Source organism: Acinetobacter lwoffii (assembly GCF_049367455.1).
Classification (GTDB): Bacteria; Pseudomonadota; Gammaproteobacteria; order Pseudomonadales; family Moraxellaceae; genus Acinetobacter; species Acinetobacter lwoffii_W.
Genome location: NZ_JBMPXW010000001.1, coordinates 99,537 through 125,753 on the forward strand (window position 1 = coordinate 99,537; position 26,217 = coordinate 125,753).

General features: G+C 43.8%; 21 protein-coding genes. 13 read left to right on the forward strand and 8 right to left on the reverse strand.

Annotated features, from left to right (window positions below; all coding sequences use genetic code 11):
• The first annotated feature begins 158 nt into the window (after positions 1-158).
• From ACO1B7_RS00515 to fdx, 8 genes are all read left to right on the forward strand, one after another.
• On the forward strand, positions 159-809 hold the full coding sequence (locus tag ACO1B7_RS00515; protein WP_004646765.1) for a hypothetical protein: 651 nt from the start codon (positions 159-161) through the stop codon (positions 807-809).
• Positions 810-921: 112 nt separating this feature from the next.
• Positions 922-1,395: an Rrf2 family transcriptional regulator gene (locus ACO1B7_RS00520; protein ID WP_004279811.1), complete on the forward strand. Its 474-nt coding sequence runs from the start codon at positions 922-924 to the stop codon at positions 1,393-1,395.
• Position 1,396: 1 nt separating this feature from the next.
• Positions 1,397-2,614, forward strand: a complete 1,218-nt coding sequence (locus tag ACO1B7_RS00525; RefSeq protein ID WP_004279813.1) for an IscS subfamily cysteine desulfurase — start codon at positions 1,397-1,399, stop codon at positions 2,612-2,614.
• 104 nt (positions 2,615-2,718) lie between these two features.
• Positions 2,719-3,105, forward strand: a complete 387-nt coding sequence (iscU, locus tag ACO1B7_RS00530; RefSeq protein ID WP_004279815.1) for a Fe-S cluster assembly scaffold IscU — start codon at positions 2,719-2,721, stop codon at positions 3,103-3,105.
• Between the two features lie 34 nt (positions 3,106-3,139).
• A complete protein-coding gene (gene iscA / locus ACO1B7_RS00535) occupies positions 3,140-3,460 on the forward strand; it encodes an iron-sulfur cluster assembly protein IscA (RefSeq protein WP_004279817.1) in 321 nt (106 codons plus the stop codon).
• 104 nt (positions 3,461-3,564) lie between these two features.
• On the forward strand, positions 3,565-4,080 hold the full coding sequence (hscB, locus tag ACO1B7_RS00540; RefSeq protein ID WP_423089678.1) for a Fe-S protein assembly co-chaperone HscB: 516 nt from the start codon (positions 3,565-3,567) through the stop codon (positions 4,078-4,080).
• A gap of 41 nt (positions 4,081-4,121) precedes the next feature.
• A complete protein-coding gene (gene hscA / locus ACO1B7_RS00545; RefSeq protein ID WP_004646762.1) occupies positions 4,122-5,981 on the forward strand; it encodes a Fe-S protein assembly chaperone HscA in 1,860 nt (619 codons plus the stop codon).
• A 15-nt stretch (positions 5,982-5,996) separates the two neighbouring features.
• Positions 5,997-6,335 carry an ISC system 2Fe-2S type ferredoxin gene (fdx, locus tag ACO1B7_RS00550; RefSeq protein WP_004279821.1) on the forward strand — a complete coding sequence of 113 codons (339 nt, stop codon included), beginning with the start codon at positions 5,997-5,999 and terminating at the stop codon, positions 6,333-6,335.
• Between the two features lie 89 nt (positions 6,336-6,424).
• On the opposite strand, the gene ACO1B7_RS00555 is transcribed toward fdx, so the two are convergent.
• The 5 genes from ACO1B7_RS00555 to aspA form a co-directional block, all read right to left on the reverse strand.
• Positions 6,425-7,870 (reverse strand): adenylate/guanylate cyclase domain-containing protein, encoded by a 1,446-nt coding sequence (locus ACO1B7_RS00555; RefSeq protein WP_004729820.1) that lies wholly within the window; start codon positions 7,868-7,870, stop codon positions 6,425-6,427.
• 55 nt (positions 7,871-7,925) lie between these two features.
• Positions 7,926-8,360, reverse strand: a complete 435-nt coding sequence (locus ACO1B7_RS00560; RefSeq protein ID WP_004646760.1) for an HIT domain-containing protein — start codon at positions 8,358-8,360, stop codon at positions 7,926-7,928.
• 229 nt (positions 8,361-8,589) lie between these two features.
• Positions 8,590-12,048 carry a transcription-repair coupling factor gene (gene mfd, locus ACO1B7_RS00565; protein WP_004646759.1) on the reverse strand — a complete coding sequence of 1,153 codons (3,459 nt, stop codon included), beginning with the start codon at positions 12,046-12,048 and terminating at the stop codon, positions 8,590-8,592.
• A gap of 123 nt (positions 12,049-12,171) precedes the next feature.
• Complete coding sequence (locus ACO1B7_RS00570; protein WP_004646758.1) at positions 12,172-12,537, reverse strand: hypothetical protein; 366 nt, start codon at positions 12,535-12,537, stop codon at positions 12,172-12,174.
• 130 nt (positions 12,538-12,667) lie between these two features.
• The gene (gene aspA, locus ACO1B7_RS00575) at positions 12,668-14,110 is read right to left on the reverse strand and encodes an aspartate ammonia-lyase (protein WP_420937276.1); all 1,443 of its coding nucleotides are present in this window, start codon (positions 14,108-14,110) and stop codon (positions 12,668-12,670) included.
• 421 nt (positions 14,111-14,531) lie between these two features.
• On the opposite strand from aspA, the gene putP reads away from it, so the two are divergent.
• Positions 14,532-16,040 (forward strand): sodium/proline symporter PutP, encoded by a 1,509-nt coding sequence (putP, locus tag ACO1B7_RS00580; RefSeq protein ID WP_004646756.1) that lies wholly within the window; start codon positions 14,532-14,534, stop codon positions 16,038-16,040.
• A 79-nt stretch (positions 16,041-16,119) separates the two neighbouring features.
• On the opposite strand, the gene ACO1B7_RS00585 is transcribed toward putP, so the two are convergent.
• Positions 16,120-16,614: an Lrp/AsnC ligand binding domain-containing protein gene (locus tag ACO1B7_RS00585; RefSeq protein WP_004279833.1), complete on the reverse strand. Its 495-nt coding sequence runs from the start codon at positions 16,612-16,614 to the stop codon at positions 16,120-16,122.
• Between the two features lie 118 nt (positions 16,615-16,732).
• Here ACO1B7_RS00585 and putA point away from each other — a divergent pair, with 118 nt between their 5' ends.
• From putA to ACO1B7_RS00605, 4 genes are all read left to right on the forward strand, one after another.
• The gene (gene putA, locus ACO1B7_RS00590) at positions 16,733-20,488 is read left to right on the forward strand and encodes a trifunctional transcriptional regulator/proline dehydrogenase/L-glutamate gamma-semialdehyde dehydrogenase (protein ID WP_423089679.1); all 3,756 of its coding nucleotides are present in this window, start codon (positions 16,733-16,735) and stop codon (positions 20,486-20,488) included.
• 184 nt (positions 20,489-20,672) lie between these two features.
• Positions 20,673-21,755 (forward strand): tRNA (uridine(54)-C5)-methyltransferase TrmA, encoded by a 1,083-nt coding sequence (trmA, locus tag ACO1B7_RS00595; protein WP_004646753.1) that lies wholly within the window; start codon positions 20,673-20,675, stop codon positions 21,753-21,755.
• Positions 21,756-21,998: 243 nt separating this feature from the next.
• Positions 21,999-22,223 (forward strand): hypothetical protein, encoded by a 225-nt coding sequence (locus ACO1B7_RS00600; RefSeq protein WP_004279838.1) that lies wholly within the window; start codon positions 21,999-22,001, stop codon positions 22,221-22,223.
• Between the two features lie 392 nt (positions 22,224-22,615).
• Positions 22,616-23,176: a lecithin retinol acyltransferase family protein gene (locus ACO1B7_RS00605; protein WP_026055785.1), complete on the forward strand. Its 561-nt coding sequence runs from the start codon at positions 22,616-22,618 to the stop codon at positions 23,174-23,176.
• Positions 23,177-23,259: 83 nt separating this feature from the next.
• On the opposite strand, the gene ACO1B7_RS00610 is transcribed toward ACO1B7_RS00605, so the two are convergent.
• Positions 23,260-24,171, reverse strand: coding sequence for a bestrophin family protein (locus ACO1B7_RS00610; protein ID WP_004646751.1), 912 nt, complete (start codon positions 24,169-24,171; stop codon positions 23,260-23,262).
• 69 nt (positions 24,172-24,240) lie between these two features.
• Positions 24,241-25,968 (reverse strand): glutamine--tRNA ligase/YqeY domain fusion protein, encoded by a 1,728-nt coding sequence (locus ACO1B7_RS00615; protein WP_004279842.1) that lies wholly within the window; start codon positions 25,966-25,968, stop codon positions 24,241-24,243.
• Between the last annotated feature and the right edge of the window lie 249 nt (positions 25,969-26,217).

Here is a 26,217-nt window from a genome sequence, read left to right on the forward strand (position 1 = left end):
CTACAAAACCACTGCATAATAGCAAATTTAGTACTTGATAGATTTGATAAACTGTTCTACAAAGCAATTTATTTCAAGTCTAATTTGATTTAACCCTGAAATCTCTTCACAAGCAGGAAGCTTTTTCACTTTATATTTCAGGTAAGGATTGGTTGTATATGAGCGAATCGCAACAAAGTCAAAATCAACCGCATTTGTTGCTTACGATGACGTTAATTGTTTTAGAGACAATATTTACTTTCATTCTCAAGCATGATCGTGTCGTTGCATTACAGGCCAAAAAGTTTGTAGATAAAAACATCTCGATTAAAATCAATAGCTATATTCCATATTTCGACTTTTATGTGCAATTCACCCCCAATGGACTATTATTTGACCACAAAGCACCGGGCCGCATTGTCGACCTGGATGTGCGCACTACACTTCCCGATCTGATTAAAATTTTCATTTTTGGCAATCGTCGTAGCATTCGCAGCATGCGCATTGATGGCAATCAGGTTTTAAAAGATGAGTTTCGTGATCTGTTAACCGTATTCAGCTTGCCAAAAGTACTAGCCGACTGGAAACACTGGCTGTCTGATGCGCCGACGGATGAAGCGGAAATTATTGCTTCTAAAAAGCGTATTGCACCGCTTTTAAAGAAAATTGAAGAACAGCGCTCCAAGATCAATACCCTGCAAGTGGAAGTCAAACAGTATAAAAACCGCCTGAAACGGATCGAACGCCGTCAAAAGCGTATTAATATCATTTTTGGCCTGAGCAGCGTACTTTTGATTATGTTATTAGTGTATAATTGGCTGAGCATGTAAATCTTTCATTCTCCAAAAATTAAATCCCACTAAGGTCTACTAAAAATAACTTGACTAATTTAGTCGGGATTCATAAAATCTACACATCTAGTCTAACCATGTGTATCGAATCATGCGCCTAACCACTCGCGGTCGCTACGCTGTGACTGCTCTACTTGATCTAGCTTTGCAGCCTTCTGAAAAAACGATAACGCTCGCTGAAATTGCAGCACGTCAAACTATTTCTGTTGCTTATCTTGAGCAGTTATTTGCGAAGCTCAAGCGTCATGGTTTAGTTTCTAGTGTTCGTGGCGCAAATGGTGGTTACCATTTAGCACGTAATGCAGATGAAATTACTGTGTTAGCAATTATTGAAGCTGTAAACGAAACAGTTGATGCGACTCGCTGTGACCATAAAGGCAATTGCCAGAATGGCGCGATGTGCTTGACTCATGATTTATGGCAGGAACTCTCCCATCACATCGCCGATTATTTAGAAAAAATCTCGCTTGCTGATCTGGTTGCACGTGACAACGTCCAGACTGTGTCATTACGCCAAAAATCAGCACCTTTAGATTCAGCCCTTTTATCGGTTACAGGTATTTGACATGAAACGTCCGATTTATCTTGATTATGCAGCTACAACTCCTGTAGATCCTCAGGTTGCTGAACGTATGATGGAATGCTTAACATTCGATGGTACCTTTGGTAATGCGGCATCTCGTTCACACGCGTATGGTTGGCAAGCAGAAGAAAAAGTTGAATATGCACGTGAACAAGTTGCGAATTTAATTAAAGCTGATCCACGTGAAATCGTATGGACTTCAGGTGCAACCGAGTCAGACAACCTTGCGCTTAAAGGTGTGGCTCATTTCTATGCATCTAAAGGTAAACATATCGTTACCTCTAAAATCGAACATAAGGCAGTTTTAGATACCTGTCGTGAGCTTGAGTCTGAAGGTTTTGAAATTACCTATATTGAGCCTCAACCTCAAACCGGTTTAATTACGCCTGAAATGGTACAGGCAGCGATCCGTCCAGACACAATTCTTGTTTCCCTGATGATGGTAAACAATGAAATCGGTACTGTGACTGATGTTGCAGCGATTGGTGAAATCACTCGCGCCAACAAGATTTTCTTCCATGTCGATGCAGCTCAGGCAGCGGGTAAAGTTGAAATTGATCTTTCAACTTTAAAAGTAGATTTGATGAGCTTCTCTGCGCATAAGATCTATGGCCCTAAAGGTATTGGCGCACTGTTTGTACGTCGTAGCCCGCGTGTACGCCTTAAAGCTGAAATGCATGGTGGCGGCCATGAACGTGGTATGCGTTCAGGTACCCTTGCGACTCACCAGATTGTAGGTATGGGTGAAGCGTTTGAACTTGCAGGCAAAAACTTGGAAGCTGAACAGACTCGTTTACGTGTACTTCGCGACAAGCTGTGGAATGGTTTACAAGGTCTTGAACAAGTGTTCCTGAACGGCCATCCAACACAAAACGTAGCGAACTACCTGAATATTAGCTTCAACTTCGTTGAAGGCGAATCATTGATGATGGCATTGAAAGATGCTGCGGTATCTTCAGGTTCGGCATGTACATCTGCAACACTTGAACCATCTTATGTACTTCGTGCATTGGGTCTTTCAGACGAACTTGCACACAGTTCGATCCGCTTCAGCTTCGGTAAATACACCACTGAAGAAGATATCGATCACGTATTGACTATCACTAAAGCTGCTGTTGAGAAGTTACGTGAACTTTCTCCGCTTTGGGATATGTATAAGGAAGGTATTGACCTTTCTAAAGTTGAGTGGGCTGAGCACTAATTTTCATTCTGAGATAGTGACAAATCCGTTGCTATCTCATTGAGAAAAGTTTTTTTACCCCCATATTTAATACTGAGGCTGACCCCGAGGTTTGGAGAAGCAACATGGCTTATAGCGAAAAAGTAATTGATCATTACGAAAACCCTCGTAATGTTGGCGTTTTAGATAAAAATGCTGAAAACGTTGGTACTGGTATGGTTGGTGCGCCAGCATGTGGTGACGTGATGCGTTTACAGATTCAGGTAAACGATGAAGGCGTGATTGAAGAAGCACGTTTCAAAACTTATGGTTGTGGTTCTGCCATTGCATCAAGTTCACTTGTGACCGAATGGCTCAAAGGTAAAACTTTGGATCAAGCTCAAGCGATCAAGAACATTGATATTGCAACTGAACTTGCACTTCCACCAGTAAAAGTACACTGCTCTGTTCTTGCTGAAGATGCAATCAAAGCAGCTGTAGAAGACTACCGTAGCAAGAAAGTTAAAGCTTAATTGTTCCACGTTTTGAAATTTTAACGGAGTTTTCATGATCCATTTAACTGAAAATGCTGCAACTCATATCAGCAATTATTTAAAAAATCGCGGTAAGGGTGAAGGCATTCGCGTTGGTGTGAAAACTTCAGGCTGTTCTGGTCTGGCCTATGTGCTCGAGTTCGTCGATGAAGTCGATACACATGACCAAGCCTTTGAGCAGTTTGGGGTTAAAGTATTCGTTGACCCGAAAAGCCTGGTTTATCTTGAAGGTATGGAGATGGACTATGTTAAAAACGGCTTGAACGAAGGCTTCGAATTTAACAACCCCAACAAAAAAGGCGAATGCGGTTGTGGTGAATCCTTCACTGTATAAACCCGGCAGTTATTCTCTTTTTGACATTAAAACAGTGTGTTTCACACTGTTTTAATTGCATTTATACAGTTACTTTTGCACATTAATCGCGGATCCCATCTCCCATGAATCATTTTGAGTTGTTCAACCTTCCTGTAGCACTCGATATTGATTTAGCGGCTTTAAAGACTGAATTTTTAAAGTTGCAGCAACAATATCACCCAGATAAAGCTGAAGACAAAGATCAGGCTCTGATTAAATCAAGTGATATCAATCAGGCATTTAAAACCTTGTCAGCGGTCGATAGCCGTGCAGCGTATTTACTGTCTCTCAAGAAACAGGATTATCACTTAGATCAGTCGATCAGTGATTTTGAATTCTTGCAGGACGCTCTGGAAATTCGTGAACAACTTGACGATGCAACTTCTGCTGAAGATTTAACTTCACTGAAAGTCGAAGTCCAGCAATGGATTGAGGGCTTGGTTCGCGAGTTCAAAATTGATTATGCGGATGAAGACTGGGCCGAAGCACGCGATACAGTGCGCAAACTACGCTTCTTCGTTAAAGTCATGGCCGATATCGACAAAGCGGATGACCGCTTCCTGGACGATGACAGCTTTGATCTTGATGATGATTTCTAATTTTTAGTATTTAATATTTAACGTGCAAAGGATGTAACACTATGGCTCTCTTGCAAATTGCAGAACCAGGTCAATCAAGTGCACCACATGAACACCGCATTGCGATTGGTATCGATTTAGGCACCACCCACTCTTTGGTTGCCACGGTTCTTTCAGGTAAAGCCAAAGTACTTAATGACGAACAAGGTCGTGTGCTACTTCCTTCTATCGTGCATTATGCAGAACAACAGACTCAATACGGCAATGAAGCTGCGCCTTTCATTACTACTGACCCTAAAAACACCATCGTTTCTGTAAAACGTTTTATGGGTCGCTCGAAAGCTGACATCAAATTCCAGCATCCTTATGCGTTGGTTGGTGAAGCGAATGAAATGCCGGCTTTTGAAACCGCACAAGGCCGTAAGACGCCGGTTGAGATTTCTGCAGAAATTTTAAAGCAGTTGAAAGACCGCGCTGAAGCCAGTCTGCAAAATCCGGTCAATGGTGCCGTTATTACTGTTCCGGCCTACTTTGATGAAGCACAGCGTCAGGCAACCCGTGATGCTGCTCAACTTGCTGGCTTGAATGTTTTACGTTTGTTGAATGAGCCAACCGCTGCTGCTGTTGCTTATGGTCTCGATCAGGAAAGCAATCTAAGTACAGATCGCAACTATGTGATCTACGACTTGGGTGGTGGTACCTTTGACGTTTCGATTCTGCGTTTTAGTCAAGGTGTGTTTGAAGTTCTGGCAACCGGTGGCCACACTGCCCTCGGTGGTGATGACCTAGATCGTTTGATCCTGAAATGGGCCAAGAAACAACTGAATATTGACACCTTGAATGATGCAGAATATGCACATTTTGTGGTTGCAGCACGTAAAGCCAAAGAAGCTTTGTCTGATGCAGATTCAGTTCAACTCAAATTGCTTGATCAGGTATTGACGCTTGACCGTCCGACATTTGAAGAGATCATTAAAGTTGCTTTGGATAAGACCATCAGCGTATGTAAGCGTGTGATGCGTGATGCCAAGCTTGAACTGGATGACATTCAAAATGTCGTTTTGGTCGGTGGCTCAACCCGTTCTTATGCAGTACAAAAAGCCGTGCGTGAAGTATTCAATCAAGAACCACTATGCACTATTAATCCGGATGAAGTGGTTGCGATTGGCGCATCAATTACTGCGAACCAATTGATTGGCAACTCAACTGATGGCTCATTACTATTAGACGTGACGCCTCTGTCTCTTGGTCTTGAAACCATGGGCGGACTGGTTGAACGATTAATTTCGCGTAATACTGCGATTCCAGTCGCTCGTCGTCAGGAATTTACGACTTATCAAGATGGCCAGACTGCCATGTTGATTCATGTGGTTCAAGGTGAACGTGATCTGGTTGAGCATTGCCGTAGTTTAGGGCGTTTTGTCCTGCATGGCATTCCACCAATGACTGCCGGTCAGGCACGTATTGAAGTGACGTTCCAGGTCGATGCAGATGGCTTGCTGACTGTATCTGCCAAAGAAACCACCTCTGGCGTGACGGCTCAAATCGATATCAAACCATCTTATGGTTTATCGGGTGAAGATACTGAACGTCTGTTGCTAGACGGTTATAAGTTCGCTGAAGAAGATAAGAATCTTCGTCATTTGAATGAAACCAAAGTGGAAGCACAGCGTGAGCTGGAAGCACTGGTTCAGGCACTCCAAGCGGATGCCGGTCTGTTGACTGAAGATCAACTTGCAGCACTGCAAACTGCGCAAGCACAACTTGAAACTCAGCTTCAGGGTTCAGATATCAAAGCGATTGAATCTGCCGTTGAACAGCTTAAAATACATAGTGATGCTTTTGCAGCAGCACGTATGAATCAACATATTGATGCAGCTCTTAAGGGCACTAAACTCGACGACTGGTCAAACTCAAACTAATTTAAGGTAACGACTATGCCACGTATTAAAGTTCTTCCACATGCGCAGATTTGCCCCGAAGGTGCTGAGTTTGAAGTCGAACAAAATGCCAATCTTTGCGAAAGCCTGCTAAAAAATGGCATTAAAATCGAACATGCTTGCGATATGTCAGCAGCGTGTACCACCTGCCATGTAGTGGTACGCAAAGGTTTTGACAGCCTGGAAGAAATGGATGATGTTGAAGCTGACTTACTCGATCGTGCCTGGGGTTTAGAACCTGATTCACGTCTTTCTTGTCAGGTTAAACTGGACGATGAAGATCTGGAAATTGAAATTCCAAAATACACCATTAACCATGCGTCAGAAAATCACTAAGATTTTCGTTGCAGGCTAAAATAAAAAACCACGCTCATGCGTGGTTTTTTCTCTTTATAAGAAACAATTAAAGTAAATTTACATGAACTTTAAATGTGTTCAATTACTTCATCCTCAAGCTTCAATTTGACAATACCTTGTGAATTGGTCATTTTCTGCTGAGTTTCAATGCGTTTAATCATTTTTTCTAGTACATGAATCAGCTCAGGATATTCAAAGTTTTGCACTTCATCCAGATTCAGCAATAAATGAAAGCCCTTATATTCATAATCGAACCAGCGCTGATACTCGACTTTCTGAGACGCATATTTTTCCATGACCTGCCAGGTTCTTACATGTGCTTTAATGCCTTTCAAGAATATCGGCTTTTTCGGTGCACAAAGATAATCATCTTTGATCAGATTATGAGTATCTTCCGAAATCAGGATTTCATCGACTTCCGCTGCACTTTGCAAACGCGCTGCCAGATTGGCATCACGTCCTACAATGGTATAAGCCATACGATGCGTAGCCCCATAATTCCCTACGTGGCAATAACCGGTTGAAATCCCCATGCGGATATGCAGTGGCGGATAACCCATTTTAATCCAGCGTTCCCGCAGCAATTTCATTTGCTGACGCATCGCCAATGCCATTTCCATACAGTTTTTAGCATCCTGTTCCACACCTTCGGAGTTCGGATCACCAAAGAAAATCAGGATGGCATCACCCATGAATTTATCGACAGTCGCTTCATAATTTTTAGCGATTTCGGTCATATGCCGAAGATAGTCATTCAACAGGAATGCTAAATCATCTGGAATCAGAGTTTCAGATAGCTCTGTAAAGCCTTGAATATCAGAGAAAAAGATCGTCAACTTTTTACGTTTATATTCAATTTTGGCTTCAGATTCACCTTTCATAATGGATTGCCATAACTGCACGGGCGCATAGCGACTCAGCTGATTGGCAAATTCCATATAACGGTTCATCTGTTCGAAATAATGGTCTTTTTTCTGGGTCATGTATTGCACACGACCACTTTGATAAAAACTTCCGACACCAAAATAGGTAATCAGACAGATAAAGCCTAAAACGGTCAACTCACTGCTGGTCGGTTCGAAATAATTATTAAACCCAAAGACCAGAATATTGGCCAGATAAAAAAGCGTAATCCCGATCAGGCTGGCTAGAGATGCCATCATAAATGAAATTTTATTGCTGATCGCGGTATAGAGCACTGCGACCAGACCCAGCAAGGACAAGACCAAGTCCAGATGCACGGCCGCCAAAACCACCGAAATGACAATGACATCAATCAGGAAAAGAATATTACGCCGGATGTGATAATCATGACGATAGATCAGCCAGCGAGATAGTTTCGGTGTAATTAGCAAAACCAGAAACAAAAAAAATGGAACAAAAAGCTGATACTGGGTATCTGGTTCAGTGTAATGAAAGACGACCAGAACCACAGACAGCATGATGTATCCCATCATGCGATGGAAATACTCAAACTGATGGGGTTCTTTTTGAATCCAGTCGTCTAATTGCACTCACTCCCTCCCTGAAGTCCGCAACTGTTCATGGTTCTCGGAATGCCTTGGCTGATTAGTCCATGCGCCAGTCAAATGGCATGTCGCCCTGACCACGTAAAGCCAGCATTAAGGTTTGACGCATATGTGCCAATACTTCACTGCTATAAGGAACAGCAGGTGTACCCCAAACAGGCTTCGGCCATGCAACGTCGTTCTGATAACGAACTACATGATGAAAATGCAATTGCGGCACCATATTACCCAGCGCTGCTACATTCATTTTATCTGCACGGAAAACACGTGCCAGCTGGCTTGATAACCAGCTTGACTCTCTTAAAAACTGCTCTTGGTCAGCTTGACTCAATTCATATAATTCAGAGACACCCGGCACACGTGGAATCAGAATGAGCCAGGGAAATTGCATATCATTCATCAAACGACATGTTGACAAAGGAAAGTCGCCTACAAAAAACGTATCTTGAGCAAGTTGTGGATGCAAACTAAACATATCTTTATAAATGATGCAAAATTAGAATGATGGCTAATACTAACATATCCAACTGAAGCTGAATATTGAAAGCAATGTGTTTAAAGACAAATTCTCATGATTTGTTGCGAAGCACATCACAACAATTACTGTAAACAATTCATTAAAAAAATCAAGCCTGTTGTTCCTGCAAACTTCATTGGAAAATGAAATCCAAACTGAATTTTCAGGCTGATTTAATCGAATAAAATCAGTGCAATTCTTTAAGCAGACTGTCCAGTAAATCCTGTATAAACTGAATCCGCTTTTGATAGTCTTCCAGCATGACCATGACTTTTAGACGTTGACCGCCATCCATCCGGAAATAGGTCGGATGTTTCTGCATCATCTGGATAATCGTCATGGCTTGAACCGGAGTATCCGGTGCAAATTCAATATGCCCACCCTGACTGCTGATATCAATTTTAGTAATACCAAGCTGCTCGGCTTTCAATCGAATCTGATGTACAGCAAAGAGCTGTTTGACCGGTTGCGGCGGTATACCAAAACGATCGATCAATTCCATCCGGATATTGTCCAGTTTTTCCTGGGTATCAGTATTACTGATGCGTTTATAGAACAACAGACGTTGATGCACATCACCCAGATATTCATCTGGAATCAACGCTGGCATATGCAGGGTAATTTCGGCAGTCAATGACAATGGTGCATCGAAGTTTGGCGTTTTGCCTTTTTGAATGGCTTTGGTGGCTTTTTCCAGCATTTCCATATACAGGCTATAACCAATAGCCTGCATCGAACCACTCTGCTGCTCACCTAGTAACTCACCTGCGCCGCGAATTTCCAGATCTTCGGTTGCCAGCATAAAACCGGCACCCAAGGTCGAAGCACGCTGAATGGCATCCAGACGTTTTTCTGCATCACCTTTTAAGGCTTTTAAAGACGGCACCATTAAGTAGGCATAAGCCTGATGGTGTGAGCGTCCTACACGTCCGCGTAGCTGATGTAATTGTGCCAGGCCCAGCTTGTCAGCACGTTCAATCAGAATGGTATTGGCATTCGGAACATCAATCCCGGTTTCAATAATGGTCGAACATACCAGAACATTGTATTCCTTGTGATAGAACTGCTGCATCACCTGCTCCAGTTCACGTTCACGCATCTGCCCGTGGGCCACAATCACCCGCGCTTCCGGCACCAGTTTACGGATATGCTCGGCGGCACGATCGATTGTATCAACTTCATTATGCAGAAAATAAACCTGACCACCGCGCAGCAATTCACGCAGAATCGCTTCTTTAATGGTGTCATCGGTATGTTCCTGCACAAAGGTTTTCACCGCAAGACGGCGTGCCGGCGGTGTGGCGATAATCGACAGATCACGCATGCCACTAAAGGCCATATTCAGTGTCCGTGGAATTGGAGTTGCAGTCAGTGTCAGCATGTCGACATCGGCACGCATCGCCTTGATTCGTTCCTTGTCGCGCACCCCGAAACGATGCTCTTCATCGACAATCATCAAGCCAAGATTCTTAAACTGAACATTTTCCTGCAAAATCTTATGTGTACCAATCACAATATCGACTTTACCTTCAATCAGGTCGTCAATGGTCTTGGTATGTGCTTTGGAAGAGCCGAAACGTGACAGCACTTCAATCCGGACTGGCCAGTCGGCGAAGCGGTCTTTGAATGAATCATAATGCTGCTGTGCCAGCAAAGTGGTCGGTACCAGAATCGCCACCTGCCGGTTATTCTGTACTGCAACAAATGCGGCACGCATTGCGACTTCTGTTTTACCAAACCCGACATCACCACACACCAGACGATCCATCGGCTTGGCCTGCTGCATGTCATGCAACGTCGCTTCAATCGCATTGGCCTGATCCAGTGTTTCTTCATAGGCAAAGCCACTGGCAAATTGCATATACAGGCTTTGATCGATTTCAAAACTGATCCCGGGCTTGGAAGAACGCCGTGCCTGAATATGCAGCAATTCGGCCGCGACATCGTGAATCTGTTCCAGCGCTTTACGTTTGGCTTTATTCCATGCGTCCGTACCCAGTTTATGCAAAGGTGCCAGATCCGGATCACCACCACTGTACCGGCTGATTAAGTGTAGATTGGTCACCGGCACATAGACTTTGGCGGCATCCGCATAATCCAGCTGCAAAAATTCGTGATCCTGATCATCAATACTTAGGGTGACCAGACCGGCATAACGTCCGACCCCATAATCGATATGTACCACAGGCGCGCCCATGGTCAGCTCAGTTAGACTTCGGATCAGAAACTCTTCGGAAACTTCCTGTTGACGTTTGCGACGGCGCTGTACCACGCGATGTTCATACAGCTGATTTTCAGAAATTACGCTGACACGATCGGTCAATACCAGACCACGCTCTAAAGGCGCATTGGTAATGGCAATTGCATACAGAGATTGAATAAAACTATCAAAATTTTCAACCGTGGGGATATCACCCAGACTTGGCCTTAAGGCATCTTTAAGACTTTCCCGGCGTCCAGCACTTTCAGCCACTAGCAATACCGGATGATTAGCCTGATCAATATATTTTTTGATTTCATGAAACGGTTTTTCACGTTTCGGATCTACGGGCAGACGCGGTGGCAACTGGGTATCAAGATTCAATACCCCAGCTTTTTGATCAAAAGATGTTTGTGCGGCAATGATGCGTGCAAACTGGTTCAGCTGCTCCAGCACCTGATTGGTCTGAAAAAACAGGCTTTCAGGCGGCATGATCGGTTGGTCGACATTGTGGCGACGATCTTCATAACGGCGCACCACATCTTGCCAAAACTGGCTGAGACTTTCGTCCAGAGCCTTATCTGTAATGACAATGCCATTCTTCGGTAGGTACGAAATCAGTGAACTTTGGCCTTGCATGGCTTCCGCGCTGAAAAACAAGGGCAAATAAAACTCGATTCCCGGCGAGACTATGCCATCCATCACATCCTGATAGATCGGGTTTTTCTTTGGATTCGCGGTCGGGAAAAATTCGGCATAGCGGTCACGGAAAGTGGCACGACCTTCCTTGAGCGGAAATTCCTGTGCCGGCAATACGGTAAACTGCTGCAAACTTTGCGTGGTGCGCTGAGTTTCGGCATCGAAAAATTTCAGGCTTTCAATTTCATCATCAAACAGGTCAATCCGAATCGGTGCTTCCTGTCCCGATGCGTAGATATCCATGATACTGCCGCGTACCGCGAATTCACCTGGATCATAGACGGTATCGACCAGATGATAACCGGCCTGAATCAACTTTTTCTTTTGTTGTTCCAGATCAAATTTCTGACCGACATGAATATCGAAATGCTCACCCAGAATCCATGAGGTCGGCGCCACACGTTGTGCCAAAGTTGAGGCGGACAGCAACAGTACGCCAGTTTTTGGCATATTGGATAAGATTGCCAGACGTTCCGAGACAATATCCTGATGGGGGGAGAGACGGTCATAAGGCAAGATTTCCCAATCTGGAAAAATCGTGGGTTTAACCCCATAAAATTCCAGTTCACTTTCCAGTTGACCCAAATGCTGATTATTACGTGCAATCACGATAAATAAACGCGATTGCTGCTGCACGATTTCTTTGAGCAACAATGCCGTCGAGGAACCTTGCAGATTGCCTAACCAGCGTTTCTCGCCTGCTTTGAGTTGTGGTAAATTGAGTTGGGAAATTTCTTGTTGGAACATGGATATAGCTTTAAAGTCTAAATAACCTGAGGCTTATACTAGCACGATGATCTCAGGATATTTTGTTATTTTTATGCAGTCTTGCCACATCCATACGCTTCGATTTCAAGCCACTTTTAACACTTATTTTTTCTCTCGCAGAAAGTTACGATAATAATCATTTAACTTCTTGAGGATCATTTTAAATTGCAGCAGGTTCTCTTCGGTATTTCCCAAAGTCACATTAAAACGCTGATGGGCAATTTCCAGATCAATCTTTTCATTGATCAGCATCGCGGTGTCGTATAAAGCTTTTAAATCATCAAACTGTTTTAGACGGCGATTGGACAAATATTCTAAGCGTGTGGTCAGTTCCTGATTTAAATCAATGCCATCCACGATATAACCTGTGCCTTCGACATGCTGGATATTCTGCTCGTCTAAATATAGCTGTGCAGCAGTCGGTTTATTAGTTTTAAATAATGCACTGATTTTATCAAACATCGCCATTTACCCAGCCAAATAAAGTTCAGACCCTAGTCTAGATGAAAATGCCTCAAATCCACATATCGAACTTGAGGCAAATTGTCAAAATCACAACGATCAGTTGATTTGAGCTGTTTCAAGACAATTTATGCTATCAAGAAACCTGTTCGAGCTGACTCTCTGCTACAGGTATTTCAGACACCAGATTTTCAAATGCAAAAATCTCTTCTAATTGCGCTTCACTCAATAAGCCTAACTCTAATACCACCTGTGGCACGGTTTTATTTTCCCACATACATTGTTTGCCGATTTCATCACACTTGGCATGTCCCAGAATCGGTTCAAGCAAGGTCACAATCCCGACACTGCGCATGACGGAACTTAAGCAAATCTGTTCATTGGCCTGAATACCAGCAATACATTTCTGATTCAGGGTTTGCATGCCTTGGGTCAATAATTGAATTGATTCATTCATCGCCACGGCAATCACAGGTTCCATGACATTCAATTGTAACTGCCCGGCTTCCGCAGCCATAGTAATGGTTAAGTCATTACCAATCACCCGGAATGCAATCTGATTCACAACTTCTGGAATTACCGGATTGATTTTTGCCGGCATGATCGAAGAACCTGCCTGTAACTCAGGTAAGCGAATTTCAGCTAACCCTGTACGCGGCCCCGAGCTGAGCAAGCGCAAGTCATTACAGATTTTGGACAATTTCACTGCCAGACGTTTTAAACTGCTCGACAAGATAATAAAGACGCCACAATCGCTGGTCGCCTCGACATAATCTGCTGCACCTTTTAAAGGTAAACCTGTCAGGTGCGCCAAGATTTCCACCACCCGCTTGGCATAGCCCGGCGGTGTATTCACCCCGGTCCCAATGGCGGTGGCGCCTAAATTGACTTCCAGCAATAACTGTCGCATCTGTCCAATCAGCTTCAGGTCTTCTTTTAATAAGGTGGCAAATGCCCGGAATTCCTGTTCCATGGTCATCGGCACGGCATCTTGTAACTGGGTACGTCCCATCTTGATGACATATTCAAATTCGGCAGCTTTATGATCGATACAGTCAATCAATGCTTTAAGCACGCTCAATAACTCATCCAGACTGCTATAGGTCGCCAGACGCAAAGCCGTTGGATAGACATCATTGGTCGATTGCGAGGTATTGACGTGATCATTCGGATGCAGAATGTGATAATCACCTTTCTGATGGCCCGACATTTCTAGGGCAATATTGGCAATCACCTCATTGGCATTCATATTGATGGAGGTTCCGGCACCGCCCTGATAAGGATCGAGTGGAAATGCCGTTTGCCACGCTTCCGGATGCTGAATCAATTCATCACAAGCTTTCTGAATGGCAGTACTGGTCTGCTCGGACAATTTTTGAAAGTGCAGATTGGCTTGTGCCGAAGCTTTTTTCACTTGGGCCAAAGCACGAATAAAGTGCGTTTGTTGCCCCACCGCCAATCCAGAAATCTTAAAATTTTCGATGGCACGTAAGGTATGAATCCCATAATAGCTATGCAACGGGATTTGTTTTTCCCCCAATAAATCACGTTCAATGCGGGTCGGTTCGATTTGAAGCATATTGTCCACTAAAAAATACTCTTGGCGATGCACCGTATTTGGTGTGACATTAATATGAGCAAACAAATACAGGCCTAATAGGAAGACTTTAACCTAGATTTGCTACGATTTATTACCAATACGCTAAAGCTGTGAGTTTTGTAAGATTGTGTAAGCAATTGGCTAAGATTCAAATATTTTCATTATTTATTCAAAATTTCCACTTTTCCCCTGAATTCGACGTCGTATTGCCTTTTATCCGCTCAAGTTATTCCTAATTCAATTTCAGTGAATTACTACTCTATTTACAATAGGTATACATAAAAGCTGTGTAATTGTTACAGAGTGTAATTTTTAAACCATGCTTGAATCACCTCCTTGCAATCTCAGTACAAAAAATCATCTTGGACGATGATTTCCATATTTACAGGATGACCTGCCCATGACTTCTTTAAACCCCACCCTGATTACTTTCATGTTTTATATTATCGCCATGATTGCAATCGGTTTATATGCTTATCGTGCCACCTCCAATTTTGACGAATATATTCTAGGTGGACGGAGTCTGGGCAGTGTCGTCACTGCACTTTCGGCGGGCGCATCGGATATGAGTGGCTGGCTGTTGATGGGTCTTCCAGGAGCCATTTACTTGTCTGGTCTGTCAGAAGTCTGGATTGCGATCGGTTTGATTATCGGTGCATGGCTGAACTGGTTACTCGTGGCAGGTCGACTGCGCGCCCATACTGAATATCAGAACAATGCTCTAACCTTGCCGGATTATTTCACTAGCCGTTTTTCCGATCGTAAACGTATTTTACGGGTCTTGTCTGCCTTGGTGATTCTGGTGTTCTTTGCAATTTATTGTGCCTCAGGCATGGTCGCAGGTGCACGACTGTTTGAAAGCCTGTTTGGCTGGGATTACACCACAGCGCTTGTGATTGGTGCGATGGCGACGATTCTTTATGTTTGTATTGGTGGCTTTTTGGCGATCAGCTGGACAGATACATTCCAAGCCGGTTTGATGATTTTTGCCTTATTGCTGACTCCGATCATTACCTTCTTGGCTCTGGGCGACAACAGCCAGCAAGTGAGTGTCATCCTTGAATCGGCTCGCCCACATGCTTCAAGCATGCTTGAAGGTTTAAGCACCGTTGCGATTATTTCCAGTCTGGCTTGGGGCTTGGGTTATTTTGGTCAGCCGCATATTCTGGTGCGTTTTATGGCAGCAGATTCGGTCAAAACCATTCCTGCTGCACGCCGTATTGGCATGACCTGGATGATTCTATGCCTAGGCGGTGCAGTGGCTGCCGGTTATATCGGTATTGCCTACTTCAGTGTCAATCCCGCATTGGCTTCGGTGGTGAATCAAAACCCTGAAACGGTATTTATGGAGTTGACCAAAATCCTGTTTAATCCATGGATTGCCGGAATCATTCTGGCTGCTATCTTGGCGGCAATTATGAGCACCTTGAGCTGTCAGCTTCTGGTCTGCTCAACCACCCTGACCGAAGATTTATATAAGAGTTTCCTGCGTAAAAATGCTTCACAAAAAGAACTGATCTGGGTCGGTCGCGGCATGGTCTTGGTGATTGCCCTAATTGCCATTTCACTGGCGATTAATCCGAACAGTAAGGTTTTGGGTCTGGTGGCTTATGCCTGGGCGGGCTTTGGTGCTGCATTTGGCCCGCTGATTATCTTGTCGCTATTCTGGAAACGAATGACCCTCAACGGCGCAATTGTGGGTATGGTGGTTGGTGCCATGACTGTAATTGTCTGGAAAAATTATATGGGTGATACCGGTCTGTATGAGATCATTCCAGGCTTTATTCTGGCCACCCTCAGCATTATCATCGTCAGCCTGCTGGATAAAGCACCGAGTGCTGATGTGGTCAAACGCTTTGAAATGGCTAAAGCCGAGTATCAAAAAGAAATGGCAGAAATGAAAAAATAATCACCTTTTTTCTTGCACATAAAAGGGACTTAATCGTCCCTTTTATGTTTCTTAGATTCACAAATGAAGTTCTTGAAAATTACTTGGCTTTTCCCGGCATTTTCAGATGGATCTGCTGACTTTCTTTAATCACTTCCATCACCGGATAACTGCGCGTTTCTTTAATTCCGGGCAATTGCCACAAGATCTGACCAGAGATTTTCCGGAACTCATCCATATTGGCACAGCGGATTTTTACCACGAAATCAAACCCGCCACTGATCATATGACACTCGATAATTTCAGGAATCTGCCGCACAGCATGGGAAAATTCATCTAAAACATTCGGCGTGGTTTTATCCAATAAAATTTCAACAAAGACCACAAAACCATTATTCAACATGACTGGATTGAGGCGCGCTTCATAGCCCACAATAAAACCTTCCCGGGTCAGCTTTTGTACACGCGCCAAGGCTGCTGTAGGCGACAAATTGACCAGTTCAGCCAGTTTGATATTGGATAGCTTGGCATCGGATTGCAATAAACCCAGTATACGAATATCTATACGGTCAAGGTTCAAATAAGGACTTGGCATTAGAATTATTCTCTAAAAAAAGCGAAAACTATAGTGAGATATTCGTCAAATATTCTGTGATTATAGATTAAAACTCATTCACCTCAAAGAACTGATTGACGCAGTACAGGAAGTCACTATGCCAACCACTCTCCGCCCAGATTCAATTTTAGATTCAGCCCAGCACTCAAATTATATTGCTGAATTTAAACACAAAAACCAATACGAAGAACGTATTAATACGGTATGGCGTCGTGCAGAAACTGAATGCGTCGAAGAGTTATTGGCCCATAGTGAAATTTCTTCCGAGATGAGTGACAAGATTCAGGCGCTTGCCTTTGATCTCGCACATTCCTTACGTGAACGCAAAAGTTCCACTGGGAAAGCCGGTATTGTCCAAGGCTTATTGCAGGAATTTTCTTTATCTTCTCAGGAAGGCATTGCCCTGATGTGTCTGGCAGAAGCCTTACTGCGGATTCCGGACAAAGCCACACGTGACTTGCTGATCCGTGACAAAATCAATCAAGGTAACTGGAAAGAACATTTGGGCCAGAGCCAATTGATGTTTGTGAATGCAGCAGCCTGGGGACTGATGCTGACCGGCAAGCTGATGGAAACCCCACAGCAAAAAAGCCTGTCTAGCTTATTGACCGGTCTTTTGGCACGCAGTGGCCGCGGGATTATCCGTAAGGCTGTCGATGTTGCCATGCGCATGATGGGCGAGCAGTTTGTCACGGGTGAAACCATTGATGAAGCCCTGAAAAATGCCGAACCGTTGGAAGAAAAAGGCTTTCGCTATTCCTATGACATGCTGGGTGAAGCAGCACTGACCGATCCGGATGCTGAACGTTATTATCAGGATTATCAGCAAGCCATTCATGCCATTGGTCAATCTTCGCAGGATAAGGATGTTTATGACGGGCCTGGCATTTCTATCAAACTCTCTGCGCTGCACCCCCGTTATCAGCGTTCGCAAATGGATCGCGTGCATGATGAGCTCTATGCAAAAGTACTGAAACTCGCGGTCTTGGCCAAGCAATACAATATTGGTTTAAATATCGATGCTGAAGAAAGTGATCGCCTTGAGATTTCACTTGAACTGTTAGAACGCCTGTGTTTTGAACCACAATTACAGGACTGGAAAGGCATTGGCTTTGTGATTCAGGCCTATCAGAAACGCTGCTTCTATGTAGTGGATTACATCATTGATCTGGCGAAGCGCAGCCAGAAACGCTTGATGATTCGTCTGGTCAAAGGCGCATATTGGGACAGCGAAATCAAGAAAGCCCAAATTGATGGAATGTCAGATTATCCGGTATTTACTCGTAAGGTGCATACGGATCTGTCTTATATTGCTTGTGCGCGTAAGCTGTTGGCTGAACCGGATTATATCTACCCACAATTTGCCACTCACAATGCACAAACGGTAGCGACGATCTATCAGCTGGCACAACCTGAGCAGTATTATGCCGGCCAATATGAGTTCCAATGTCTGCATGGCATGGGCGAACCACTGTATGAAAATGTCGTGGGCGATCCATCGAAAAATAAACTCGGTGTACCATGCCGGATCTATGCGCCAGTCGGCAATCATGAAACCTTGCTGGCTTATCTGGTGCGCCGCTTACTGGAAAATGGTGCCAATACCTCCTTCGTCAATCGTATTGCTGACAAAACCTTGAAAATTGAAGATTTGATTGAAAATCCACAGCAAACCATTTTAAAGGCGTCAAAACAGGAAAGCGTATTGGGTGCCAAGCATCCGCATATTCCCTATCCGCAAGATCTTTATGCCGATGAACGATTGAACTCTTCAGGACTCGATTTGGCCAATGATGCTGAACTCAGTATTTTAAATGAAGTCGCATCCAGTCTGGCAAATACGCAATTTCAGTCAGCTGCTATGGGAACGGCATTTAGCAGCGTGGATACGCCCCATGCAGTTCCAGTGATCAATCCAGCACACCATCAGGATGTGGTCGGCACAGTCTATGAAGCAACTTCTGAACAGGCTGAAATTGCACTCACTCAAGCAGTTAATGCACAAAGTTTCTGGGCCAATCTGCCAAAAAATGAGCGTGCTGCCTGCCTGAATAAAGCCGCAGAACTGATGGAACAGCGTTTGCTTCCGCTCATGGTTCTTCTTTCTCGCGAAGCAGGTAAAACCTATGCCAATGCGATTGCCGAAGTACGTGAGGCGGTAGATTTCTTGCGTTACTATGCAGCTCAAGTTTTGGATCTCAGTGACAATGTACAGATCCAGCCTTTAGGTACTGTACTATGTATCAGTCCATGGAACTTCCCGCTGGCGATTTTTACCGGTCAGATTTCAGCAGCGCTGGTCGCTGGCAATACCGTGATTGCCAAACCGGCTGAACAAACACCGCTCATTGCAGCACAAGCCGTACAGATTTTATGGGAAGCCGGCATTCCGCAGGATGTGTTACAGCTATTGCCGGGCCGTGGTGAAACCATTGGTGCACAGCTCAGTGCAGATCCACGTATTCAGGGCATCATGTTTACCGGTTCCACCGAGGTCGCCCAAATTCTACAAAAAACCGTGGCAGAACGAATAAACCAGTTTGGAGAAAGCGTCACCCTGATTGCTGAAACTGGTGGTCAAAATGCCATGATTGTGGATTCATCTGCATTGACTGAACAGGTGGTGTTGGATGTTGTGAGCTCTGCCTATGACAGTGCCGGTCAGCGCTGTTCTGCCCTGCGTGTCCTCTGTGTTCAGGAAGATAATCTGGAGGCCGTACGCAGCATGCTCAAAGGTGCGATGCAACAGTTGCGCGTTGGCAATCCGGTCTTGCTGAAAACCGATATTGGTCCAGTGATTGATGCAGAAGCCCAGCAAAATATCCAAAAGCATATCGAGCAGATGCGCAGCAAAGGTCATACAGTTCATCAGTTGATGTTTAATCAGGACCAGACTGAATTAACTCCAGGAACATTCATTGCACCAACCCTGATTGAACTTCCAAATCTGGATGATCTGGAACGTGAAGTGTTTGGCCCGGTACTGCATCTGATCAGCTATAAATATGGCGAACTGGAACAGTTGTTAGATCAGATCAACAGCAAGGGTTATGGCCTGACCATGGGCTTGCACACGCGTATTGATGAAACCATGCAAACCGTGATTGCACGAGCGGAAGTCGGCAACCTGTATATCAACCGCAATATCGTTGGTGCGGTCGTGGGCGTCCAGCCTTTTGGTGGTGAAGGTCTGTCCGGCACCGGCCCGAAAGCGGGTGGCCCGTTGTATATCTATCGTTTAATGCATCAAGTATCCGAGAAAAAACTGGCTCAGCCTTATGCAGCTCAAGCTGAGCCAGCACTTGTTGAACATAAACTTGTTCAGGAGTTTAAAGCCTGGGTAGCTAAAACTTTCCCAACTTTATCTTTAAAAGCGCCTATGCAAATTGCGACTGGTCAAAGCTTTAGCCTGCAAGGCCCAACTGGCGAGGAAAATCAATACATGATCTTGCCACGTGAAAGCGTTCTCTCGTTAGCATATAGGGATCAAGACCAGATTCAGCAAATTCTGGCGATTTTATCGGTTGGCAGTCGTCCTGCGGTACTGGCAAACAATACTTTTATTCTGAAATATTTACCAACCATGCCAGCCGCGGTTAGCAAGCAATTTAAAGTGGTCCGGGATATTGAAACAGGTGTATTTGAGGCCGTCCTGCATCATGGTGACACTACTGAACTGATTGACTTGCAGAAACGCATTGCAACACGCCAAGGTCCAATTATTGGTATCACCCATTTAAGTTCGGGCAACTATGATATTCCGGTCGAGCGATTTGTGATTGAACGCGCGATCAGTATCAATACGGCGGCGGCAGGCGGCAATGCCAGCTTGATGACGATGGATAATCTCTAAATCAGTCCAATCATCTCAGCATTTTTAGCTTAAATCTTTCCTCTTTATGGCCAAACCTCTCTCCTCAGAAGGTTTGGTCTTTTTTATGCAGCTTTTAAAGCGGCTTGACTACAATAGGCTTAGGCAGATCGGCAATTTTTTGCTACCATTTGCGCTTTAAAATATTTGCGATTTCTTACTGCATATGACTTCATCTTATCAGCAACAACTTGAAGCCAAAATTGAACGCATCAGCGCTCAGTTTGCCGAATATCAACCACCTGCTTTAGAAGTATTCCAGTCTCCTGAAAAATATTTCCGCATGCGTGCTGAATTCCGGATCTGGCATACTGAAGATGATCTGTTTTATGCCATGTTCGAACGTGACGAGAACAACAATAAAAAAGTCATTCGTATTGATGAATTTCCAATTGCAGACCGCAGCATTAATGACTTGATGCCACAATTACTTGAAGCATTCAAGGCAGATGCCAATCTGGGTCATCGTCTATTTGAAGTCCATTTTCTGGCGACTTTAAGTGGCCAAGTCCTAGTTTCCCTGATTTATCACCGCAAGCTGGATGAAAGCTGGGAACCTGCAGCAAAAGCACTGGCGGAAAAACTGAATATTAAACTGATTGGCCGAAGCCGTGGCCAGAAATTCGTCCTGACTGATGAATATGTGGTGGAAGAACTGTCTGTTTTTGATCGTCACTATAAATATAAGCAGATCGAAAGCAGCTTCACCCAGCCCAATGCACAAGTTTGTCAAAAAATGCTGGAATGGGCATGTGATGCAGCGGAACAATCAGATAAAGATTTGCTGGAACTCTACTGTGGCAATGGGAACTTTACCCTGCCGCTTTCGACCAAATTCCGCCGTGTTTTGGCCACTGAATTAGCCAAATCTTCAGTTTATGCAGCTGAGTGGAATATTGAGCAGAACCAGATTGAAAATATTCAGGTTGCGCGTCTGTCTGCCGAAGAATTCACTCAAGCCTATAATGGCGAACGTGTTTTCCGTCGTTTGCAGGAAGCACAAATTGACATTTCGACTTATGATTTTGATACGGTATTTGTCGATCCACCGCGTGCTGGTATTGATGATGAAACGCTGAAACTGTTACAGCGTTTCCAGCGTATTATTTACATTTCTTGTAATCCAGATACCTTATATGACAATCTGAAACAGTTGTCTCAAACGCATAGAATCAGCAAGTTCGCCATGTTTGACCAGTTCCCGTATACACATCATGTTGAAACGGGTGTATTGTTGGAAAAAGTATAAAGAATTTGTTTCAATTTATTATATTGTTACAAAAATGGAGCTTTTTGAAGCTCCATTTTTTATACTATAAATCATGTATTTAATAATAAATATTGACTTGTACAGCAAGAAATATCGTTAGACCTTTAGGCTTCAATCGGAAATTTTCTAGCCTGACTGCTGCTTTTATCACATAGGTCCTATTGCTTTATTTATTTAATTGGCTATATTTCACTCTATGTTAGGTTGTTGTATGAAGGCTCTATGAGTTTTTGGCAAAAGTTGTTTTCTCATGAACAACACAATGAACACAAGAATCAAATTGCTTGTGTTGAAAATGATTGCTCTTGCAAGACAAATGAACAGCTTCTTGAAGCACTTTCTAAAGCTACTGATGAAGAAATCATCATCGGAATTAAAAAGGTTCTTGTATCTCGCGGCTATAGCCGCAAAGAACTGAATGAACTTCAGCACTTGCCATTGCAGTAATCGGCCAAGGTTACAGCCGTATAAAGAAAGCACTTGCGTAGTCAGGTGCTTTTTTTATGCTTGAAAGTTTAGTTTAAGGGTTTGGTCTTCTCTATTTCAGCATAGTTTATTAACTTCAACTTTAAAAGCTTCAGGGATCAGGCAGAAAATGTTGAATGACTTCCTTGATCCATGCTTGTGATTTTGCAGAAATTTTAGTACTTGCTTAGGCTATTTAAAACCTTTATCAGAAGAATATGTTCTAAATTCTGCTCTCTTCTAGCTCCTTTAAAACTTGGCTTAATAACTCTTCAATTCTGATCTGAAACTCAGGCAAGGCATCGATTAATTTAGCAAAACACAGTACACTTCCTATTAAACGACAATGCTTTTTTAAATGGCTTAATTCTGATATGCAACAGACTAAACGGTTTCCCATAGGCGCACATCTTATGGTTAAACATTTCGGTTATACCCATCATGGGATTTACGCCGGACGTGGTCGTGTCATTCATTATTCCGGCTTTGCGCATTTATTCAAGAAACGCCCGATTGAAATAACTTCTATTGAAAAATTCAGTCATGGCAAACCAATTCATATGCAACATTATGACTCGGCAAAATATAAAGGTCGTAAAGTGGTGCGCCGCATGCGGTCCAGAATGCATGAAAACAACTATCATCTGATTATTAATAATTGCGAACATTTGTGTACCTGGGCGATTACCGGTGTGGAAAGTAGCCCGCAAGTAATTTATATGATGAATCGCCTGACCACGATTGGTTATATCAGCTCGATGATGAGTTTTATGAACAGCATGTTCCTGACCCTGACCACGACCAGTTTCGCATTGGCGCTGTACATCAAGAAAAAACTCAGAGATAAAGCCAATCTGCGTTTGCAACAATACCGTGAATTGCAAGATCAGGCTAAAACCAAAGTGTCAGACCTGACCAATCTTAAACATCGTTAATTTAAAGCTCAGCCTGCCGATGATTTTTTGTGAGCAAGAAATTTTAAGTTCGTGTTTTACATTTTGATGATGTTGATAAGGAATCAAGTCAAATAGCCTTTTCTGGCTTGAATTGCCTCAGGTAGTGCTTTACCTAAAGAACTTAGGGTTTCCCGCTCGACCAGTCGCACAATTGAATCTAGCGGCAGATCGTTGTCCTGCAAGCCAAAGGGCTCTTCCAGTTCCGCACTGAGTTCATCCAGCCCGAGTAGCATATAGGCAATCAATCCAACCAGAATTGGTGTCCACAGGCCTAAATTTGCCTGCAAACTGAAAGGCAGGATAAAGCAAAAAGAATAAACCGCACGATGTAACAATACCGAATAAGAAAATGGTAATGGCGTGGACAAAATCCGGTCACAACCAGCCTGAATATCTCCCAAAGCCACAGTGTGCTGATTCAGGTTATTATAAATAATATCGCTGATCTTGCCCTGCTTATATTGCTGCACCAGCTCTTTTTGCATCTGTTCCAGCACCCATTGGGATGGATTGATTTGCATGGGCAATTGCTCAAATGACTTGGGTTCAAAACCGGCAGTGGCTTCATAAGCCTGAATACTGGGCGTTTGCTGTCTCAGCCGATCACGTAATAGATGGGTAAACAGCATCATGCGATATAGCAAAACTTCACGGATTTGATCATCTAGCACATGGCTGTCACGGCATAAATGACGCGTGGTTGCAATCAACGCACCCCAAAGCTTGCGCCCTTCCCACCAGCGATCATAGCAGGCCGTATTTCTAAAACTCAGAAAGATCGAAAGAATGACACCAAAAATGGTAAAGCCAATTGCCGGGACAGCAGGAAGGCTCACGAAATGCGCCTGACTCAAATACACTAGTAAAGCGGAAATAAAAACCACCAAAACCAATGCGGGCAGCACCTTGGGCAGAATCGTTCCCTGCCAGGCAAACAGTAAGCCCAAACTATTATTCTTATCACGCACAATCATGCAATTTTCCCTGCTGTATTGAAAAAGCCCAACCAGAGTTGGGCTTTTTACATTCTGACTTAAACCAGCTTATTTGCCTGGTTTAAAGCTGTCCTTAAGATCCAGAATACGGTTGAATACCGGTTTTTCGCTGGAATGATCATATTGATCAGCCACAAAATAGCCTTCACGCTCAAACTGGAAACGGTCTTCCGGTTGTGCTTGTGCCAAAGCAGGCTCAATCACGGCCTGAACTACCTTCAATGATTCAGGGTTCAGGTTTGCCAAGAAGTCATCGCCCACCTCAGGATCAGATTCAGTAAACAGACGGTCGTAAATACGCACTTCCGCAGGAACGCCTTTTGTCGCAGATACCCAGTGAATCACGCCTTTCACCTTACGACCTTCAGGATTTTTACCTAAAGTTTCAGGATCAATCGAACATTTCAGCTCAACCACTTCACCATTTTCATCTTTAATGACTTCGTCACATTTGATGACATAGGCATGACGTAAACGAACTTCACCTCCTGGAATCAGACGTTTAAAGCCTTTTGGTGGCTCTTCTTCAAAGTCTTTACGGTCAATATACAGCTCAGTCGTCAATGGAATAACGCGCTCGCCCATATCGACATTCGGATGACGTGAATGGGTCAGGTCCATATCGGCTGGCAAGTTGGTTAAAGTCACTTTTAATGGATTTAACACAGCCATACCACGAGCGGCAGTATTTTCCAGAGACTGGCGAATACAGTATTCCAGCATAGCTACATCGACAATACTTCCATCAACTTTCGATACACCGACACGTTGACAGAAATCACGTAGACCTTCAGGTGTGAAACCACGACGACGCATACCGACTACAGTTGGCATACGTGGGTCATCCCAGCCCTGAACATAGCTACCTTCCACCAGTTTACGTAATTTACGTTTCGAGGTGATGGTATAGTCCACATTCAAACGGCTCGATTCATACTGACGTGGCACGGATGGTGATTTAACTTTTGCCACTACCCAATCATAGAACGGACGATGATCCTGGAATTCCAGGGTACAGAGTGAATGCGTAATGCCTTCAATCGCATCAGACAATGGATGCGCATAGTCATACATTGGATAAATTTTCCATTTATCGCCAGTCTGATGGTGTTCAGAATGCAGGATACGATACAGAATCGGATCACGCATATGCACGTTCGGTGAAGTCATATCAATCTTGGCACGTAATACAGCCTGACCTTCTGCATATTCACCGCTGCGCATTTTCTCAAAACGCTCCAGGTTTTCTGCAACCGTTGCATCGCGTTGTGGCGAGTTCTTGCCTGGCTCAACGAAATTACCGCGGTTTAAACGGATCTCTTCAGGGCTTTGCAAATCCACATAGGCATCGCCCTGCTCAATCAGCTGAACTGCCCAGGTATAAAGTTGATCGAAATAGCTTGATGCATAACGCGGCTCGCCTTCCCATTGGAAACCCAGCCATTTCACATCATTGGCAATACCATCCACATATTCCTGCTCTTCGGCATCCGGGTTGGTATCGTCAAAACGCAGGTTACACACACCTTTAAATTCTTCAGCAATTCCGAAGTTCAAGCAAATTGCTTTCACATGGCCAATATGTAAATAGCCATTCGGCTCAGGCGGAAAACGCGTCACCACCTGTTGAGTACGACCAGCGGCTAAATCATCGGTAATGACCTGACGTACAAAGTCCAAGCCCGGTTGTTGTTCTTGCTGCTGCACTGAATCGACTGCATTGTTCTTTTGGGTCGGGTTCTCGGGCAGAGATGTCACAACATCATTTGGCTTCATGATCAATCATTCACTTCTAAAGTTAAAAAGGGATTAACGAATATTTAATCGCACAGGTTGTACGCATATTCATTATCAAAGTTCCTTAGTTTAACTAGAGGTGAATAATCTCTCAACCGCTAACTATGGTATTTGATTTCAATTCACCCATTTTAAAAAATGAAAATACGGCGAGTTGCCTGAAACTAAAATATCAGTGCTTGTACAAGCAGTAAAATCATTAATTTACGCCAATTCAAAATAGGGTAC